This is a genomic window from Frondihabitans sp. GW821-FHT04F02, assembly GCF_059420045.1.
This window is the reverse complement of the sequence record NZ_JBWKSZ010000004.1, coordinates 140,497-158,744: the sequence shown is the minus strand read 5'-3', so window position 1 is coordinate 158,744 and position 18,248 is coordinate 140,497. Positions and strand designations below refer to the sequence as shown.

The window sequence follows — 18,248 nt, the reverse complement described above, 5'->3', positions numbered from 1 at the left end:
GTTCTCCTCGGTAGGGCGGTGGGTGCGGCCCCGGGCGGCGGCGACGTCGGCCGGGCCAATGCGGGTCAGACGAGTGGTGCGGGTCAGACGAGTGGTGCGGGTCAGACGAGGGGCGCTGCGGCCGCACGCGCGACCACGCGGCGGGCGGCGCGCGCGGCACGGACGGCGGTGACGGCCCCGGTCAGCGTGGTGTTCGCGACGACGGCGGTCGGGATCACGCCGTTGCCGGCGACGAAGAGGTTGTCGAAGTCCCACACCCGGCCGTCGGGGTCGCAGACGGACGTACCGTCGTCGACCGGCCCGAGTCGGACGGTCCCGGTCTGGTGCAGCGACGAGCCCGGAAGGAGCAGTGCCGACTCCGTGTCGGGGTCGAACGCGCCGAAGGCCGCGGCGACGCGCGCCATTTCGACGCGAGCCGCCTCGATCAGGGCGAGGTCGGCGTCGCTGTACGAGAACTCGATCGAGAAGCGGGGCATCCCGGTCAGGTCGAGATCGTCGTCACGGAAGACGAGGCGGTTCTCGGCCCGCGTCTCGACGGGTGTGTAGAGCGACAGGCCGACCGAGTGGGCGAGCGCGGCGCCGCCGTCGTCGACATAGGTGGTGTTCATGATCTGCCCGTGGAACGGCTGCTCGGCGCCGTTCTGCGGGAGCCACAGCGAGTCCGTCGCGAACTCCCCGTCGCGCACCGGAGGCAGGTCGGCCCGCGTGAGGCCGAAGCGCTCGAGGTCGAGCAGCACGCGCCCGGTCAGGAAGGCGTGCTCGTTCAGGTACCGGCCGAGCGCCGGCGGCCGGATGCCCGATGCGAACAGGAGCTGCGGCGTGCGGAAGGTGTCGGCGCAGACGACGACGGCGCGGGCCGCGACGAAGCGCTCCGCACCCGTGGCCGTGTCGCGGAGCCGGGCTCCACGGGCCCGTGTTCCGTCGTGCTCGATGGCGGTCGCCTGAGTTCCTGCGAGCAGAGTGAAGTGCGCCCCGCCGTCGGCGATCGGAGGGAAGATCGTCGCGGGGCCCGTGCGGGCGAGCATGCCGCTCGCCGACGGCTGCACCGCCATCGGCATGGTCTGCGGAGCCCGCTCGGCCGGGCCGCGACCCGCGAACAGCCCCTGCAGCTCGCGGAGCACGATGTCGCCGACGACGGTCGGGCCGAGCGCCGGGTCGGTCACGCCGAGGGCCGTGCGCGCGGTCTCGAGGTCGGCCCGCCACGGCTCGCCCTCGCCGAACACCTCGTGGCCCCACGGCCACGGCGTCGCAGCCGTCCAGTGCGAGCCCATGCCGCCGACGTTCCAGGCGGCCGCGGCGTTCGGCATCGCGCCGGAGTGCTCGCCGAGAGTCGACAGCAGGTGCATGCCCGACTCGAGGTCCGAGACGCCGCGAGCCGTCGAGAGCACGGGTGCGGCGCCGGCGTAGAAGCCCTGGATCCCGCTCTCGACGCGGGAGTTGTAGAGCTCCCAGATCTCGGGTTCGGCCACGTCGTGCAGGTGCACGCCGCCGCGGGCCCCGATCGGCCGACCGCCGTCGACCATCACGATGGTCGCCGAGGGCTCGGCCGCGCGGATCTGCCGGGCGACGATGCTGCCCATGATCCCGCTGCCGATCACCAGGTAGTCGGCGGGAAGGTCGGGTTCGGTCATCGGCGTAGCTCCCGTGGTTCGTCTCGGCTCGGTTCGGATGATCGCGGCGGCTGCGCGCCGGGTGCGGAGTACAGCCACGAGTCGACGTCGACGAGGGCCCGCCGGACCGCCCCGACGAGTGGCGCCTCGCCGCCGAGGCGGGTGGCGACGAGCTCGACCTCGGGTGTGCCGCGATCGCGCAGGAACTCGGAGACCAGCGGCACCAGAACGCCGGCGCCGACCTCCAGCCCTCCCCCGAGCACCACCGTCTCGGGTGCGATCGTCCAGGTGAGCACGTCGATCACGTCGGCGATCTGCTCGGCGAACGCCCGCGCGTCGCTCACGGCACGGGGATCGCCCGCGGCCGCGGCGACGACGGCCTCGCGGGCGCGCCGCCGGTCGGCCTCGATGGGCGACGTGAGGGAGCGGATCGACTCGTCGGGGACGCCGTGCAGGTTCAGGACCCGCGACTCGACGAGCTCGCCCGCGGTGCCTCGGGGGCCGCGGTGGATCTCGCCGCCGAGCAGGAAGCCCGCGCCGGTGCGGTGGCCGAGGATCAGCCAGGCGCTGTCGGGACGGCCGATCGACGCGCCCGCCCAGTGCTCGGCCAGGGCGGCGAGGTTGGCGTCGTTCTCGGCGGCGAACGGGATGCCCAGCGCCCGCTCGAAGGCGGCAGCCAGCGCGAACCCCGACCAGAGCGGCGCGTTGACGAGCCGGCCCACGACGCCTCGCGCGTCGATGACGCCGCCGGCGGCGACGGTTCCGGCGGCCAGGCGCTCGGGTGCCACGCCCGCTTCGGCCAGGGCGCGTCGAACGGCGTCGGAGGCGAGAGCGACCGTCAGCGCAGGATCGCGCGACTCGTCGGGAAGGGCCACCGCCGCACGCGCCAGCTCGCCCCCGCGGAGGTCGGCGATGACGGACACCGCGCTGTGGCTGTCGAGCACGACGGCCGCGACGACGAGGCGCCTCGACTCGAACCGGAAGCGCTTGGCCGGTCGGCCGGCTCCGCCGCTGACCGTCGGCACGGCGAGGGCGACCCACCCGTCGGCGGCGAGCTCGCCGAGGATCAGCTCGATCGTGCGGCGCGACAGTCCCGTCGCCGAGACCAGCTCCTGCAGAGTGACGTGACCGACGGCGTCGGCGTCGGCGAGGGCGCGGAGCACGACGCCCGTGTTCACGCGACGCACGGCCCTCTGATCGAGACCTGGCATGCGGCCATTATTGCGGATAAGTCGCATTATCTCGAGATCCCCCGTCGAGCCGATGTCAGAGGGTGGGCGCAGACTGTCCGCATGTGCGGTCGCTTCGTCGTAGCCAGAGCCACGTCCGATCTCCTGCCCGATCTGCTGAGCGGACTGAATCTGCCGAGCACCGGTCCGGACCTCGTGGAGTCGTACAACGTGGCGCCCACCGACCCGGTCGCCGCCGTCCGCCTCCGACACGGCGAGCGCGAGCTGGCCACGCCGCGGTGGGGCTTCGTGCCCGCGTGGTACCCCGACCTGAAGAAGCGCCCGCAGCCGATCAACGCACGGATCGAGACCGTCGCCACGAGCGGGATGTTCCGCAAGGCGTTCGCGTCGAGCCGATGCATCATCCCGGCCCAGGGGTACTACGAGTGGGTGCTGACCGACGACGGCAAGCAGCCGCACTACATCCACGAGCCCGACGGGGCCCTCGCCATGGCCGGCATCGTCACTGCCTGGCCCGACAGGTCGAAAGCCGACGACGACCCCGACCGGTGGGTGATCTCGACGGCGATCATCACCCGCGACGCGCACGTCGCGCCCGGCGAGGTCCACGACCGCATGCCCGCCTGCCTGACACCCGACGCGTACGACGCCTGGCTCGACCCGGCGGTCGGCGCCGACGACGCCCTCGCCCTGCTCGACGCCCGGAGCCTCGAGGTCGCGCACACCCTCGCGCACTACGCCGTCTCGAAGGCGGCCAACAGCGTCAAGAACAACGGGCCCGAGCTGATCGAGCCGCTCGGCTGACGGAGGCTCCTACGACTCGAGCTCGTCGTCGACCGACGCCAGGCCCTTCGCGACCTCGTCGAAGCGCGAGTCGAGCCAGGGCCCCACGAACCGGAGATACGCGACGCGGATCAGCGTCGTCGCCCCGAGTGCCCACACCATCGACGCGATGACGTCGCTCGGAAAATGGATGCCGATGACGAGGACGCTCCCTGCGACGACCGCGACCAGCACCGCCCCGATCACGGCGACGACCGGGCGGCGGGGGTCGCCCGTGCGCAGCAGCAGGAAGGCCGCTATGGCGAGCGACGCTGCGAAGACGACGTGGCCGCTCGGGTACGACGGGTCGAGCTGCGCCGGGGTGAACGGGTGGGCCAGCGACGACGCCGCGGGTCGGGCCCGGTCGACAGCGAGCTTGAGCAGATCGCTCGGCACCCAGCTGACGGCCACGACGGCGCCGAAGCCGATGGCTCGGCGCAGGTCGCGCGTCCGGAGGGCGATGGCGACGACGGCGACGAGGGTCAGCAGGATCGCCTGCAGCGGATCGAGGAGCCAGTGGACGGCGGTGGCGATCGCGATGAGGGGAGCCTCGTGGTGGGCGCTGAGCCACTGGTCGACGCCGAGGTCGAAGGTCGAGTGCGCGGGCGACGAGACGATGACGAACCCGACGATGCACACGGCGACGAGAGCCGCAGCCCCCAGCACTGTCCGGGTCACGAGGTTGCGCTGCACGGCGGGCCTGGTCGAGTGACGGCTGCGGGGGCGGCTGAGGGTGCTCATGCGAGGAGTGTCGCGCGCCGTCTCCCAGAATTGCCCCAGGCGGCGAGGGGCCGGCGGCGAGGAGTGGTCACCGGAAGGCAGTTCCTGGGTGAAGAATGGTCACTGCTGAGTGCAACAGAGAGGAACCGCCCCCATGACCACCGTCACCGCCCCGCGAATCCGATACGGCTACGCCGCAGGTCCTGCCCAGGTCTGCGCCTTCGTCGTCGGCCTGCTCCTCCTCGTGCTCGGCATCCTCGGATTCATCCCCGGCGTCACGACCGACCTCGGCACGATCACCTTCGCGAGCCCCGACTCGCACGCGATGATCTTCGGCCTCTTCCAGACCACCGTGCTCCGCAACGTCCTCTTCATCATCGTCGGCCTGGCCGGCCTCGGCGCGCCTCGCTCGCGTGCCGGAGCGACGCTGTACATCGTGGGCGCGGGCGGCTTCCTGATGACGCTGTGGCTCTACAACCTCCTGTTCGGCAACAGCGACTTCGGCGGAAACATCTTCTCGGCGAACCTCAACGACTTCGCGCTCGACTTCTGCCTCGGCCTGGCGATCCTGATCGCGGCCCTCGCCACGAGCCAGTTCGCGCTCTTCGGCAGCGACTACGAAGAGGCCTGAGCCTCAGCACACCGAGAACGCCCCCTGACGCCGCAGATCATCGGTGTCGGGGGGCGTTCCTGATGTCGGGGGTGCCGGTTAGGGTCAGGCCATGACCGCGCAGGAACTACGGTGCGCCGCCACCACCGCCACCGCCCCGTGCCCCGACCTCGCGGCCCCCGGCGCACCGGTGCCTCTGTGCACGGCACACCTGGCCCTGACCGCCGAGTGGGTGGGCCGCGAATTCGGAGCCCCCGACGCGCTGCCGTCGGCGTGCCCGGCGTGCGGGGCGCGTCTCGGCCTGCGGTTCCCGACCGGCTGGCTCTGCGCCGTCTGCGAGTGGAGGTACGGCGACCTCCCCGATGGCGAGCTGCCGCCGCCCCGCGTCGACGTCGTCTACTACATCCGCTTCGGCGACCGCATCAAGATCGGCACCACGGCGAACCCGCGGCAGCGCATGGCCCGCCTGTGGCACGAGCAGCTGCTGGCCTTCGAACCCGGCGACCGACGGGTGGAGGCGGCGCGGCACGAGCAGTTCGCCGCGCTCCGGTACGACCGCACCGAGTGGTTCGCGGCCGGCCCCGAGCTGCAGCGGCACGTCGCCGAGGTGGGTGCCGGGCACCCCGACCCGTGGGCGCTCCACGCCCGCTGGGTGAGCGAGGCGCTGGCGCGCCGCGTCTGACCTGTCGCTGGACGGCGGCGGCGGCGCTCAGCGGAGGTAGGCGTCGACGATGAGGTCGCCGCGGATGGCCCGGAGCTCGTCGACGACGCGCGCGAGGGTGGTCTTGGACGGGCCGGACGCCAGCACGTCGTGGGGGCCGAGCGCCAGCAGGCGGCCGGTGCGGATCCGGACCACCTCCCACCCGACGGCCCGGAGCGCACGGTCTTTGCGGCGGTCGGCGTCTTCGCGCTTGCCGACGTGCTCGAGCCCGTGCCGGCCGGTCGAGTCGTACTCGACGGCCACGCGGAGCTCGGGGAGGAGGATGTCGGGCCAGGCCTCGAGGTGGTCGAAGAAGGGGCCCCGGAGGCGCACGGCGTTGAGGCCGGCCGTGAACTCGAGGCGGGCGGCCAGCTCGGCACGGACGTCGGATTCGACGGCCGAAGCGGGCGCCGGCGCGCACAGGCTCGCGAACGGCTCGCCGGCGGGGACGGACGGCGTCTTCGAGCAGAGCTGCTTCGGCCGTGCGGCGGCGGGCCGGCGCCGAGCCCGCACCGGGGCAGGGCGTGCGGGAGCACTCGGCGGGGCCTCGAGCTGCTGCGCCCGCCAATTCAGCGAGGGCAGGAACGGCATGCCCGGAACCCGCGTCGGGGTCGCCTGCTCGGTGCACATCGGACACCAGGCCGAGCGGCGGCGCTGGGGACCGGGGCGCCCGCGTTGCTCGTCGGGGGTCGCGACGAAGACGTGGCCGAGCTCGCACTCCCAGCACAGGAAGACGTCGGCCGCGGGCGGGATCTGGCTGAGCACGATGCCGCCGTTGTACTCGGGCCGGTACTGGCGGACCAGTGCCGGGTAGTACGACCACGCCTCGCGGTAGTCGCCCACGGCGTAGGGCATGGCGGAGCGGCGCGACAGCTGTCGTCGCGCCCACCAGCTCGCGATCGGCTCCGGCACGCAGGCAGGCTACGTCGAGCCACCGACACTCGCTCCGTGCGCCGGCGCGCGGCCCGGACTCATTACGGGTTGGTGACGACGCCTTCCGTTTCGCCGGGAATCTGCGAGGATTCGCATATGAGTCTTGAGACCCGGGCAATTCACCGCAGATACGTCGCCGCCGCTGTCGCCGCGAGCGCCGCACTCTTCGCCTCCGCCCTCGTCGGGGCCCAGCCGGCCCATGCCGACGACTCCTCGACCCTCACCGTGGTGGGCACGAGCGACGTGTACGACTCGAACCTCGTGCAGTCGGTGATCAAGCCCGGCTTCGAGAAGGCCTACCCGCAGTACACCCTCAACTACGTCAGCAAGGGCACGGGCGCCGCCATCGCCTACGCCGAGGCCGGCACGGCGTCCGCGATGATCGTGCACGCCGCGAGCCTCGAGAACCAGTTCGTCGACCAGGGCTACTCGGCCGAGAAGTACGGCCGAGCGATCTTCTGGGGCGACTACGTGCTGCTCGGCCCCGCCAGCGACCCCGCGGGCGTGCTGACGGACGACTCCCACGACATCGCCGGCGCATTCGAGAAGATCGCCGCGGCCGGAGCCGACCACAAGGCCAACTTCGTCTCGCGCGGAGGCACCCCGGGCACCACCGTGCAGGAGCATGCCATCTGGGGCCTCACCTCCGGCGTCCAGGACTGCACCGTCACCGACGCGAACGGCGGCGGCAAGGCGCCGAGCACGGGCGACGGCGCCTGCGCCACGGCCGCCGACCTGCCGGACTGGTACCACTCCACCGGCCTCACTCAGGGGCCGAACGTCGTGGCGGGCGACAGCTGCTCGTTCGGAGACGACGACTGCTACGTCTTCACCGACCGGGGCACGTACCAGTACCTCGTCTCGACGAAGGCCGTCTCGAACCTGAAGATCCTGACGCGCGACAACTCCGACTCGGCGCCCGGCACCAGCACGGCGCTAGTCAACTCGTTCCACGCGTATGCGGTCAACCCGCACGCCGTCCCGGCCGGCAGCCAGATCAACACGGCCGGCGCCAAGGCGTTCTTGAACTGGGCCACCTCGCCGACCGGCCAGACCGCCGTCGGGAAGTTCCTCGCCGCCGACGACGACCCGCCGTTCATCCCCTCGGCCGCGCCGTCGATCACGAACGCCAAGCTCGCGTCGACCGTGGCCTTTGGCAAGCCGCTGACCTTCTCGGGCACGCTCGCCAACGTCACGCCGGGCACGCCCGCGCTGGCCGGCAAGACGGTCGACCTCTACGCGGTGCCGTCGCCCACCCCGGACGCCACGGCGAAGAAGGTCGCGACGGGCACGACCGACGAGAACGGCAAGTACAAGATCGCGTTCACACCCAAGCTGAACTACGTCTACTCATTGAAGTCGGCGGGCGGCACCCAGGTCGAGAACGCCACGCTGAACCCGATCTTCGGCGACATCCTCGCCGACGCGTCGCAGTCGCTGTCGCGCGTGATCCTCAGCACCCCGCCGGCCAAGATCGTCGGGCTCAGCACCACCGCGAGCCACGACGCGACCGTCAGCGTGAAGCTCGCCGCGAAGACGACGACTGCTGCGAACACGATGACGCTGCAGGGCTACTTCGAGGGCGGCTCGACGAGCTGGTCGAATCTCGTCGCCACGAAGGTGCCGTCGGGCGTGGCCTCGTCGGTGCTGAAGTACGATCTGGGTTCCAAGGACCGCACGTGGCACCTCCGGGTCGTCTACACCGGCCCCGGTCTCACCGGCTACTTCTCCGACCAGAAAGTCGTCACCACGAAGTGATCCACAGGCGCCCCGGCGCCCATCGGGTGCGAGCGGCGCTCCTCATCGCAGCGCTGCTTCTGACCGCGCCCCTCGCAGCGGCGGGGGGCGCCGTTCCGGCGAGCGCGGCAGCGGCACCCGAGCAGACCTGCTCGGCCGGCCAGCCCTGCGTGCTGGTCACCGTCGACGCGGGCGGCTCGGCGACGCGAACGGTGAGCCAGGCGCAGGTCCTGGCGGGCGACGTGAACGCGTCGTACCCGACGCGCGCCACCAGCGGCGGAGCGACGCGCGACGTCGAGGCGCGCGGCGTGGCTGTGCGGACGCTTCTCGAAGACGACCTCGGCATCCCGGTCGCCGCCGTCGGCTCGGTCGACATCTCCGTCCGCGGCCTGACCGCGACTCTCGACCCGGCCGACCTCGGCGAGCCGACCGACGCCGGATTCCCCTTCCCCGACGGCCTGCTCCCTGCGGTCTTCACCTCGTCTGACGCACTGGGCTACATCGAGCCGCTCCGCGACGACACCGACCCCAACCCGAACTACCAGGGCCTCTCGAACAGCCCTGTCTCTCTCACCGTGCACATCGCGGCGCAGCTGAACACGCCGGCCATCACGACGCCGTCGACCTCCGTGCCGATCGCCACCGACGTGCCCTTCACAGCGAGCGTCCCCGCCGGTGCACCCGGCGTCACCTACTCGTACGTCTGGGACTTCGGCGACGGTCCTGACGTGCCCGGCACCGGGGACGCGATCTCGCACCGGTACACGGCGGCCGGCACCTACTCGGCCCGTGTGATCGCGTCCGGCTCCGACGGGTCGGTCGGGGTCTCCCCCGCAGTGACCGTGACGGCGACCTCGCGGATGGTCTCGCCATCGCCGAGCCCGTCGGCGGCGGGGTCCGCGGGCGGCGGCTCGGGCGAGAAGGGGCCGACCACCGGTCCGGTGACGAGCTCGGGCAGCCGCGGCGGTGCCGCCCCCTCGACGACCGACACGAAGAGCCAGGCCAAGAACGGGACGGCTGCCGACGGCGCCGCGAGCGGCACGTCGACGAGCCCCGCACAGAAGAGCACGACGAAGACTTCCAAGCCGTCCACCCCGGCCCGGACCGCAACCGCCGTGACCGGTTACGTCATACTCGCGGCGGGCGAGACGCCGACCACGACGGCAGCGGAAGCGGCGCGGGCGTCCGCACCCTCGGCGCGAGCCGCGACGGTGGAGGCCGACCATCGGCGCCAGCTGCTGGCGCTTGCGGGAGGTGCGGGTCTCGCGTTCCTGCTGGCTCTCGGTATCGTTCGGGAGGTCCGCTCGTCGCGGGCGCGCCCACGAAAGGACCCTCGGTGACCGAAGGCATCTACCAGGCCGTGTTCGCGGCGGCCGCAGTGCTCGAGCTGCCCGTGATCGTGATCGCGCTGGCCTCGCTCGCCTGGCTGATCGTGGAGGTCGGGTCGTTCCTGGTCGAGACGGCACGGCGAAGGCGCCGGCGCATGTCCGCTCTCGTGACGGCGGCCGAGAGGGGCCGGGCGGCCATCGACGGCGGCGAGCGCGAAGCCGCTCGCACGGCCCTGATCCCGGCGGGGCGGAGCGCCGGCATGCAGCGCTCGCTCGACGTCTTCACCGAGGTCGCCGGCACACCGGGCGGCGACGCCCGCATCGCGAAAGAGCTCGCCGACTTCGACTTCGCCTGCCAGCGCCGCCTCGGCCGCACCCGGCTGCTCGTGCGCCTCGGCCCCGCGCTCGGCCTGATGGGCACGCTGATCCCGCTCTCGCCGGCGCTCCAGGGGCTCGCGAAGGGCGACGTCGCCACGCTCACCGAGAACCTCCGCGTCGCGTTCAGCGTGACGGTGCTGGGAATCCTCATCGGCGTCGTCGCCTTCGCGCTGTCGCTGGTGCGCGAGCGGCTCTACGGGCAGGACTTCTCCGACCTCGAGTTCGTCGCCGCGGTGCTGACGGCGCCGAGCGAGGCCCCCTTTGACCGAGACGAGGGCGCCGCCGAGGTCGCGGTCGACCGTGGCGCACGAACGGACGGCCCCCGGTGATCAAGGTCACGCCCCGCGCCCGCCGCAACGCCGACCGCGCCGGCGACCCGCTCGACGGCCTCGTCAACCTGTTCGACGTGGGCATCGTGCTGGCCGTGGCGTTCCTGCTGGCGGGTCTCTCGTCGCTCGGCCTCACCAAGGCGTTCACCGAGCAGGGCCTGAAGCAGTCGACGAGCGATCAGGTCACGGTCAAGCCCGGCGAGACCAGCGGGCCGGTGCCCGCCGGGTCGGGAACCGTGGTCGGCAACGGCAGCAGGGTCGGCACCGTCTACCGCCTCGACGACGGCACGCTGGTGTACGTGACCGGCGAGCCGACGAGCGCGCCGACCCCGTGAGCTTCTTCGAGATCGGGCTGCGCGAGGCGTGGCACCTGATCGTGTCGGGCGATCCTGCGCTGCGGTCGATCGTCGGCGTGACACTGCAGGTGGCGGGGGTGTCGACGGGCATCGCCATCGTCGCGGGAGTCCCGGCCGGTCTGGCGCTCGGCCTGGGCAGGTTCCGCGGGCGCAGGATCGGCCTGGCGGCAGCCAACGCCGGAATGGGCCTCCCGCCCGTCGTGGTCGGCCTCGTGCTGTCGCTGCTGCTGTTTCCGGCGGCTCCCCTCGGCCACCTCCGCCTCCTCTTCACGCTCGAGGGCGTGTTCGTGGCCCAGACGATCCTCGCCGTGCCGATCGTCGTCGCGCTGACGGCATCGTCGGTGCAGTCGATCGACGCGGGGCTGCTCGATCAGGCCCGCGCGTTCGGAGCCTCCCGCGTCGCCGTCGCGATGCTGGCTCTCCGCGAGGCGCGCATCGGCGTGCTCGCCGGCATCATCGCCGCCGCCGGCTCCGCGCTGTCGGAGGTCGGGGCCGTCGTGCTGGTCGGCGGCAACATCGAGGGGCTCGACCAGACGCTGGCCAGCGCCGCCCTGCAGAAGGTGGAGGCCGGCCGCTTCAGCGAGGGGCTGGCCATCGGCATCGTCCTGCTCGCGCTGATCGCGGTCGTGGCAGGGCTGCTCACCGTGCTCCAGTACGCCGACCGGCGGGCCGGCGGGCGAGGGATCGGGCGGGTACGACTGTGAACCGGGTACGACTGTGAACCGGGTACGACCGTGACAGTGCTCGTATCGGTGCGCGATCTCGAGGTCGCCCGCGATGGCCGCCCCGTGCTCCGGGGCGCCTCGTTCACCATCGGCGACGGCGAGGTCGTCGCCCTGCTCGGGCCGAACGGCGCGGGAAAGAGCACGCTGCTGTCCGCGCTCACGGGCCTCGTGACACCGTCGGGCGGCACCTTCGAGATCGACGGCAGGATCGCCACGGCCCTGCAGACCCCCGGCATGGCGCGGCGCTCGGCCCTCGCGAACGTGGAGCTCGCCCTCGGCTGGTGGGGGGTCCCGCGATCGGAGCGCCGCCCCCGAGCCCGCGCGGCCCTCACTCAGCTGGGGGCCGACCACCTCGCCGACCGCCGAGCCTCCCTGCTGTCGGGCGGCGAGCAGCGGCGCGTGCACCTCGCGCGGGCCCTCGCGGTCGACGCCGACGTGCTCCTGCTCGACGAGCCGTTCGCCGGGCTCGACGGCGCGAGCCGGGCCGCCCTGCTGAACGACACGTCGTCGGCGCTCCGCTCCCGCCGTGGCGGGACGCTCGTGGTCGCGCACGACCGGGCCGAGGCATGGGCCCTCGCCGACCGGATCCTGGTGCTGCTCGACGGCAGGATCGCCGCCGACGGGCCCGCGCAGGCCGTGCTCGATGCGCCGCCGACGGCCGAGGTCGCGCGATTCCTCGGGTACGACGGCGAGATCCTGCGCGATGGTCAGACCGTGCTCACGCGCGCCGTCCATGTGCGGGTGACGCCCGGCGGAAGCGGCGAGCGAGCGATCGTCACCGCGGTGGTCCCGATCGAGGACGGCTTCCGCGTGGCGCTCGACGTCGACGGCGGCCGCGTGCACGCCGTCGTCGGCCCCGCACCGCGCCCGGCGGTGGGCGACTCGCTCTCGCTCGTCATCGAGACGCCCGTTCGGTTCGACACACCCGGCCTCCCCCGGAAGTGACCGAGGTGGACGAATCCGTCCACGACACGCTGACAAAGCGTTGTGAATCCGATATGGATTTGGCAAGCTCCTCAGACCAGACCGTTCGGCTCCGGCCCAAGCCCAAGGACACTCTTTGCCACGTTCGTCATCCCGGCCGATCCGCAAGGTAGCCCTTGCCTCGGTCGCAGCAGCGGCACTCGTCGCCGCCTCACTCGCCACCACCTCCCAGATCGCGACCGCGAGCACCTCGCCCGGCTCGCTCACCAGCCTCGCTCCGGCCCTGAAGCTGAACGCCCGTCTCGACAAGGCCACCGGCAAGGTCGCCGTGTTCGTCCGCACCGAGGGCGCCGGCGCCCTCAGCGTCGATGCGACGGCGAAGGGCGGCTCGCTCTCCGGGCGTCCGCAGTCGTCGGCCGCCAAGAACCGCGTCGCCGACATCCGCCGCACGAACTCCGCCGTCACCAAGGCGATCGCCTCGGCCGACCCCGCTGTCACCACGCTGTACACGACCGCGTACACGGTTCCCGGCGTCGCCGTCATCGCCGATGCGTCCGTCCTGAAGGCCATCGCGGCACGCAGCGACGTCGTCAGCATCAGCCCGATCACCCAGCGGAGTGTTCCGAAGCCGGTCACGACCAAGGGCGAGGAAGCCCCGCTGAACTCGAACGACGCGATCTACACGCGCACGCTCAACGCCTGGCAGCAGACCGGCCACACCGGCACCGGCATCAACATCGCCGTCATCGACACGGGCCTCGACTACACGCACGCCGACTTCGGCGGCCCCGGCACGACGGCCGCCTACGACGAGGCGCTGGCGAGCACCGCGGCGCCCGCCTCCTCTCTCTACGACTCCGCCAAGTTCCTGGGCGGAACCGACTTCGCCGGCGCCACCTACAACGCCGACCCGGACTCGGACGCCTACGACCCCGACCCGGCTCCCGACGCCAACCCGATCGACGGGCGCGGCGGCGGACACGGCTCGCACGTCGCCGGCACCGCGGCCGGATTCGGCGAGAACGCCGACAGGACGACGTTCACCGGCGACTACGGCGACCTCACGACCGACTCCGTCAACGACATGTACATCGGCCCGGGCTCGGCTCCTGACTCCGGCCTCTACTCGCTGAAGGTCTTCGGCGACGGCGGCGGCTCGACCGACCTCACCGGCGCGGCCCTCGACTGGGTCGGCCAGGCGCTGACGCAGGGCAAGAACATCAACGTCGTCAACATGTCGCTCGGCTCGGACTACTCGAACCCCGACGACCCCGACAACGCCAAGGTCGACGCCCTCGTCGCGCGCGGCGTGCTCCCGGTCATGTCGGCGGGCAACTCGGGCGACTTCACGGACGTCGGCGGCAGCCCCGCCAACTCCGAGAACGGCCTCAGCGTCGCCGCGGCCTCGAGCGGCTCCGCCGTCTACGACGGCATCGACGTCACCGCGCCGTCCGACCTCGCGGCGGCCGGCCCGTACAACGCCCAGTACTCGATCGCCTACACGAAGCCGCTGACCCTCACGGCCCCCGTCGTCGTGCCGAGCGCCGCCGGATCGACCGGCTGCGAGCCGTTCTCGACCGCCGACGCCGCCAAGATCGCGGGCAAGATCGTCCTGCTGCACTGGAACGACGCCGCCCTCGAGTGCGGCTCGGTCCTGCGCTTCACGAACGCCAGCAAGGCGGGCGCCGCGGGCGTGCTGCTCGGCGGCTCGGTCAACGTGTTCGACGCCGGCATCTCGGGCAACGCCGACATCCCCGGTGCCGAGATCACGAAGGACGCCTACGCGGCGCTCCTCCCCGCAGCCACGGCCGGCACGCTCACCGTGTCGTTCAAGGACTCCCTGCGCCTCTACAAGTCCGTGATCGATCCGACGCTGACCGACACCCTCGCGACCTTCAGCTCGCGCGGCGTGCACGGCTCGTACGACAAGATCGTGAAGCCCGACGTGGCCGCCCCCGGCGTGAACGTCCTCTCGGTTCTCTCGGGCGCAGGAACGGGGCGCACCTCCGAGAGCGGAACGTCGATGGCCTCCCCCGACGCCGCCGGCATCGCCGCCCTCGTGTTCGAGGCCCACGACGGCTGGACCGCCAAGCAGGTCAAGGCCGACATCATGAACACGGCCACGCACGACCTGAAGGACGCCGACGGCAACCTCTACTCGACGATCAGCCAGGGCACCGGCCGCATCGATGCGCTCCAGGCGGTCACCAACCAGGTGACGGTCCGGTCGGACGAGAACGAAGGGCTCATCACCGCCTCGTACGGCGCTGTGGCGGTCTCGAAGCCTCTGACGGCGAAGCGCACGCTGGTGCTGCACAACTCGGGCAACACGTCGCAGACGTACTCCGTGGCGTACGCGTCGCGGATCGCGGCCCCCGGGGTCACCTTCACCGTCTCGGCGTCGACCGTCGTCGTCCCCGCCCGCGGTGACGCGACAGTCACGCTCACGATGAAGATCCCCGACCCGAAGGCCCTGCGCAAGGTCATCGACCCGACGCAGAACGCGACCGCCGGAGTCGGCGACGCCGAGATCGTGCGCGACTTCGTGGCTTCGGCGACCGGCTCGGTGCAGTTCACCCCGGCCGACTCGACCAGGTCGCCGCTGCGCCTCTCGGTCTTCGCCGCCCCGAAGCCGATCTCGGCGAACACCGGAGCCACCGCCGTCTTCGCGAAGAAGACGTCGACCACGGCTGTTCTCGGCATCAGCGGCACCACGCTGAAGCAGGGCACCGGCGTCCAGGCCTACACGGGTCTCACGGCCGCGTTCGTGCTCGGAGCCACCAGCCCGGTGAAGACGTTCCCCGCCGGCTCGCCGCAGCAGTCGCTCGCCGGTGCCGACCTCATCGCGGTCGGTGCGGCGTCGACGGCCCCGCTCGAGAAAGACAGATCCGACGGCATCCTGTCGTTCGGAGTCAAGACGAACGGACCGATCGCCAACCCCGGCGTCGACGGCGCCCCCGAGGTGTACATCGACACGGACGGCGACGGCGAGGCCGACTTCGTGACCTACGTGACGAAGTCGACGACGGCTGACGCCACATTCGTCACGACGATCGACCTCGTCTCGGGCAAGGCCGTCGACGTGGAGCCGTTCAACGCCGACTACGCCGGCGTCGACGTCAACACCTTCGACAGCTCGGTGGCGGTGCTCCCGGTCTCGCTCAAGGCGCTCGGCTTCACGAGCAAGTCGAAGAAGACGTCGATCACCTACGAGGTCGCGACCGAGTCGGCGTACGCGCCGGGTCTGGCCTCGACCGGCAGCTACGTCGTCGACCAGACGAACGCGGCCACCTTCGACGTCTTCGCGCCGAGCCTGTGGTTCTCGCAGAAGAAGTCGGACGACCTCGGCGGCGTCCTGCTGCGCGACCAGTCGCCCGGCATCGCGGTGCACCGCACGACGGCGAGCACGAAGCGGATCCTGCTCCTGCACCTGCACAACTCGGTGTCGAAGCAGTCTCAGATCGTCTCGCAGAAGACGAAGTAGCGGCCGACCCTCACCGGCCGCCGCACCGCCTCGCGACTTGCCCCGATCTGGGCATCCACAGCCTGTGGAAGCCCGGATCGGGGCATCTCGCGTTCTGGGGGCGGCGCTGCGGCGGCGCCGCAGGCGGCGCTTCCGACATGCACGCCCGACTTAGAGGAGGATGGGCGGATGGAACTCACCGATCCATCGATCACCGCTGAACTGCGCCGACGCGTCGTCCATGCCGGCGTCGATGCCTTCCGCGCCGAAGGGCACCGCTCCGTGAGCGTCGCCGACATCGCACGCGTCGCTCGCGTCGACACCGAGACGGTCGAGATGGTGTTCCCGAGCTGGGACCTCCTCGTGATCGCGATCCTCGACGCCTGGTCGGGCACGCTCCGGCGCGAGCGGGTCGTCGTGGCCGAGACAGAGGGCGGAGTGGCCTACGTGCGCTCCCTCCTCGAGGCGGCCGCCGCCGACCCCGCGCTCATCCGCACGCGGATGGCCCTCCTCGGTGCTGCCTCCGACCCCGCTCACCCCGGTCGCGGCTGGTACCGGGCTCAGTACTCCGGCTTCGTGCAAGACGTCGGGCTCTTCCTCACGCGCGACGTCATCGCCAAGCGCGAGCCCCGCTCGGTGGCTCCGCTGCACGCGGCCGAGCAGGTCATCGCGCTCTACGAGGGCCTGCAGCTCCAGTCGACGCTCCTCGACACCGTCGAGCTGCTGCCGGCCTTCGATCGCGCCATCGCCCGCCTTCGTGCCGGGTGGGCGGATCCTGCGGCGAAGCCCGTCCCCGTCCCCTGATCCGCGCCGCTCAGGCGCCGGCGAGCACCGTGCGGAGGGCGGCCTGGGCCCCGTCCGCGTGCAGGGTCGCAAGGGTGGCGCGGTAGGCCGCGACGAAGAGCTCGTCGTCGACGAGGTCGCCGAAGACGTCCCGATTGCGCAGGAATGCGAGGTCGTCGGCGCGGTTGCCGGCCGCCGCGGCCATGAGCGGCTCGCGAAGCTGGTCGACGACGTCGATCGGGTCGCCCTTCTCGTCGACGCCCTCGTCGTAGCGGGCCCAGCTCGCGACGACCGCAGCCGACAGCAGGAACTCCCCGCCCGCGTCGAGGTTCGCTCGCACGACGGGAAGCAGCCACTTCGGGATCCGGTCAGACGACTCCGCCGCCAGACGAGCCAGCGTGTCGCGGATCGCCGGGTTGCCGAACCGGTCGATCAGCGTCGCCTTGTACGCGTCGAGGTCGATGCCCGGGACCGGCTCGAGGGTCGGCGTGCCCTCTTCGTCCATGTACCGCCGCAGCAGCTCGCGGATGAGCGGGTCGGCCGTGGCCTCGTGCGCGTAGGTGTGGCCCGACAGGATGCCGAAGTACGCCATCGCCTGGTGCGAGGCGTTCAAGAGGCGCAGCTTCATCAGCTCGTACGGGACGACGTCGTCGACCACCTGCACGCCGGCCTCCTCGTAGAGCGGGCGCCCCAGCGTGAAGTGGTCTTCGAGCACCCACTGCTCGAACGGCTCGGCCACGACCGGCCACGCGTCGTCGATGCCGAACTCCTCGCGGACCAGGGCGCGGTCGGCGTCGAAGGTGACGGGGGTGATGCGGTCGACCATGGAGTTCGGGAAAGCCACGGTGGCTTCGATCCAGGCGCCGAGTTCCTGCGCCTTCGCTGTCGCGAAAGCGACGATGGTCTGCCTGGCGGTGTCTCCGTTGCCCTGGATGTTGTCGCACGACATGACCGTGAACGGCTCGACGCCGGTGTCGCGGCGACGGCGGAGGGCCTCAGTGACGAAGCCGAACATGGTGGCGGGGACGGCTCCGTCGGCGAGGTCGGCGGCGATCGCGGGGGCGTCGAGCACGAACTCGCCGGTGACGTGGTCGATGTTGTAGCCGCCTTCGGTCACCGTCAGCGAGACGATGCGCGTCGACGGGGCGCTCATCAGCGCGAGCACCGCCTCGGGGTCGTCGGGCGCATAGAGGAAGTCGTGGATCGAGCCGACCACGCGCGGCTCGAGGCTGCCTTCGGGGTGCTTGAGCACGAGCGTGTAGAGGTGGTCCTGGGCGGCGAGCACGTCGCGCATCTCGGCGTCGCGCGGCATGACACCGACGCCGGTGATGCCCCAGTCGAGAGCTCCCCCGGCCTCCATCAGCCGGTCGACGTACATGGCCTGGTGAGCGCGGTGGAAGTTGCCGAGGCCGAAGTGGACGATGCCGGTCGTCACCGCCGCGCGGTCGTACGTGGGAGTCGGCACGTCGAACCGGCCGAGCGTTGCGGTGGACAGCGGCACTGCTGGATCAGGGTGCGACATTGCGACCTCTCGTTGGTTGACCCAGCCTGGCACCCGGCGGGGCACTCCGCGAGACCCGTTCGGCAGATCGTGAGCCGGCCGACCTGCCGCGGCCCCGGCGAGCGCCTCGCGCTGGGCG

16 protein-coding genes are annotated in these 18,248 nt (G+C 71.8%); 11 read left to right on the top strand and 5 right to left on the bottom strand.

Translation table 11 applies throughout. From position 1 onward, the window contains the following. Positions 1–101 precede the first annotated feature (101 nt). Both AC07TY_RS12285 and AC07TY_RS12280 read right to left on the bottom strand, forming a co-directional pair. Positions 102–1,631, bottom strand: coding sequence for a GMC oxidoreductase (locus AC07TY_RS12285; protein WP_494785537.1), 1,530 nt, complete (start codon positions 1,629–1,631; stop codon positions 102–104). Beyond that, complete coding sequence (locus AC07TY_RS12280) at positions 1,628–2,821, bottom strand: ROK family transcriptional regulator (RefSeq protein ID WP_494785536.1); 1,194 nt, start codon at positions 2,819–2,821, stop codon at positions 1,628–1,630. Before AC07TY_RS12280 ends, AC07TY_RS12285 begins: the two co-directional genes overlap by 4 nt. Positions 2,822–2,902: 81 nt before the next feature. Between AC07TY_RS12280 and AC07TY_RS12275 the strand changes: the two genes are divergently transcribed. Beyond that, entirely contained in the window at positions 2,903–3,604 is a 702-nt protein-coding gene (locus tag AC07TY_RS12275; protein WP_494785535.1) for an SOS response-associated peptidase, read from the top strand. 9 nt (positions 3,605–3,613) lie between these two features. Here the strand turns inward: AC07TY_RS12275 and AC07TY_RS12270 are convergent, their stop codons facing one another. Further along, complete coding sequence (locus tag AC07TY_RS12270) at positions 3,614–4,363, bottom strand: phosphatase PAP2 family protein (protein ID WP_494785534.1); 750 nt, start codon at positions 4,361–4,363, stop codon at positions 3,614–3,616. 133 nt (positions 4,364–4,496) lie between these two features. On the opposite strand from AC07TY_RS12270, the gene AC07TY_RS12265 reads away from it, so the two are divergent. Beyond that, a complete protein-coding gene (locus AC07TY_RS12265; RefSeq protein ID WP_494785533.1) occupies positions 4,497–4,973 on the top strand; it encodes a DUF4383 domain-containing protein in 477 nt (158 codons plus the stop codon). A gap of 91 nt (positions 4,974–5,064) precedes the next feature. Next, positions 5,065–5,634, top strand: coding sequence for a GIY-YIG nuclease family protein (locus AC07TY_RS12260; protein WP_494785532.1), 570 nt, complete (start codon positions 5,065–5,067; stop codon positions 5,632–5,634). A gap of 27 nt (positions 5,635–5,661) precedes the next feature. On the opposite strand, the gene AC07TY_RS12255 is transcribed toward AC07TY_RS12260, so the two are convergent. Beyond that, complete coding sequence (locus AC07TY_RS12255) at positions 5,662–6,564, bottom strand: putative endonuclease domain-containing protein (protein WP_494785531.1); 903 nt, start codon at positions 6,562–6,564, stop codon at positions 5,662–5,664. 117 nt (positions 6,565–6,681) lie between these two features. On the opposite strand from AC07TY_RS12255, the gene AC07TY_RS12250 reads away from it, so the two are divergent. The 8 genes from AC07TY_RS12250 to AC07TY_RS12215 all read left to right on the top strand — a co-directional run bounded on the left by AC07TY_RS12250 (position 6,682) and on the right by AC07TY_RS12215 (position 16,629). Then, positions 6,682–8,343 carry a substrate-binding domain-containing protein gene (locus AC07TY_RS12250; RefSeq protein ID WP_494785530.1) on the top strand — a complete coding sequence of 554 codons (1,662 nt, stop codon included), beginning with the start codon at positions 6,682–6,684 and terminating at the stop codon, positions 8,341–8,343. Then, on the top strand, positions 8,340–9,662 hold the full coding sequence (locus AC07TY_RS12245) for a PKD domain-containing protein (protein ID WP_494785529.1): 1,323 nt from the start codon (positions 8,340–8,342) through the stop codon (positions 9,660–9,662). Before AC07TY_RS12250 ends, AC07TY_RS12245 begins: the two co-directional genes overlap by 4 nt. Beyond that, on the top strand, positions 9,659–10,357 hold the full coding sequence (locus AC07TY_RS12240; protein ID WP_494785528.1) for a MotA/TolQ/ExbB proton channel family protein: 699 nt from the start codon (positions 9,659–9,661) through the stop codon (positions 10,355–10,357). Before AC07TY_RS12245 ends, AC07TY_RS12240 begins: the two co-directional genes overlap by 4 nt. Next, a complete protein-coding gene (locus AC07TY_RS12235; RefSeq protein ID WP_494785527.1) occupies positions 10,354–10,692 on the top strand; it encodes a DUF2149 domain-containing protein in 339 nt (112 codons plus the stop codon). Before AC07TY_RS12240 ends, AC07TY_RS12235 begins: the two co-directional genes overlap by 4 nt. Beyond that, a complete protein-coding gene (locus AC07TY_RS12230; protein ID WP_123506700.1) occupies positions 10,689–11,417 on the top strand; it encodes an ABC transporter permease in 729 nt (242 codons plus the stop codon). Before AC07TY_RS12235 ends, AC07TY_RS12230 begins: the two co-directional genes overlap by 4 nt. Before the next feature lie 30 nt (positions 11,418–11,447). Further along, positions 11,448–12,383: an ABC transporter ATP-binding protein gene (locus AC07TY_RS12225; RefSeq protein ID WP_494785526.1), complete on the top strand. Its 936-nt coding sequence runs from the start codon at positions 11,448–11,450 to the stop codon at positions 12,381–12,383. A gap of 115 nt (positions 12,384–12,498) precedes the next feature. Further along, a complete protein-coding gene (locus AC07TY_RS12220) occupies positions 12,499–15,846 on the top strand; it encodes a S8 family peptidase (protein WP_494785525.1) in 3,348 nt (1,115 codons plus the stop codon). 168 nt (positions 15,847–16,014) lie between these two features. Further along, positions 16,015–16,629: a TetR/AcrR family transcriptional regulator gene (locus AC07TY_RS12215; RefSeq protein WP_494785524.1), complete on the top strand. Its 615-nt coding sequence runs from the start codon at positions 16,015–16,017 to the stop codon at positions 16,627–16,629. Between the two features lie 10 nt (positions 16,630–16,639). Here the strand turns inward: AC07TY_RS12215 and AC07TY_RS12210 are convergent, their stop codons facing one another. After that, positions 16,640–18,130, bottom strand: coding sequence for a mannitol dehydrogenase family protein (locus AC07TY_RS12210; protein ID WP_494785523.1), 1,491 nt, complete (start codon positions 18,128–18,130; stop codon positions 16,640–16,642). Between the last annotated feature and the right edge of the window lie 118 nt (positions 18,131–18,248).

Coding starts and splice junctions, on each gene's coding strand:
- AC07TY_RS12285 (WP_494785537.1), bottom strand. CDS start 1,631: ATGACCGAACCCGACCTTCCCGCCGACTACCTGGTGATCGGCAGCGGG.
- AC07TY_RS12280 (WP_494785536.1), bottom strand. CDS start 2,821: ATGCCAGGTCTCGATCAGAGGGCCGTGCGTCGCGTGAACACGGGCGTC.
- AC07TY_RS12275 (WP_494785535.1), top strand. CDS start 2,903: ATGTGCGGTCGCTTCGTCGTAGCCAGAGCCACGTCCGATCTCCTGCCC.
- AC07TY_RS12270 (WP_494785534.1), bottom strand. CDS start 4,363: ATGAGCACCCTCAGCCGCCCCCGCAGCCGTCACTCGACCAGGCCCGCC.
- AC07TY_RS12265 (WP_494785533.1), top strand. CDS start 4,497: ATGACCACCGTCACCGCCCCGCGAATCCGATACGGCTACGCCGCAGGT.
- AC07TY_RS12260 (WP_494785532.1), top strand. CDS start 5,065: ATGACCGCGCAGGAACTACGGTGCGCCGCCACCACCGCCACCGCCCCG.
- AC07TY_RS12250 (WP_494785530.1), top strand. CDS start 6,682: ATGAGTCTTGAGACCCGGGCAATTCACCGCAGATACGTCGCCGCCGCT.
- AC07TY_RS12215 (WP_494785524.1), top strand. CDS start 16,015: ATGGAACTCACCGATCCATCGATCACCGCTGAACTGCGCCGACGCGTC.
- AC07TY_RS12210 (WP_494785523.1), bottom strand. CDS start 18,130: ATGTCGCACCCTGATCCAGCAGTGCCGCTGTCCACCGCAACGCTCGGC.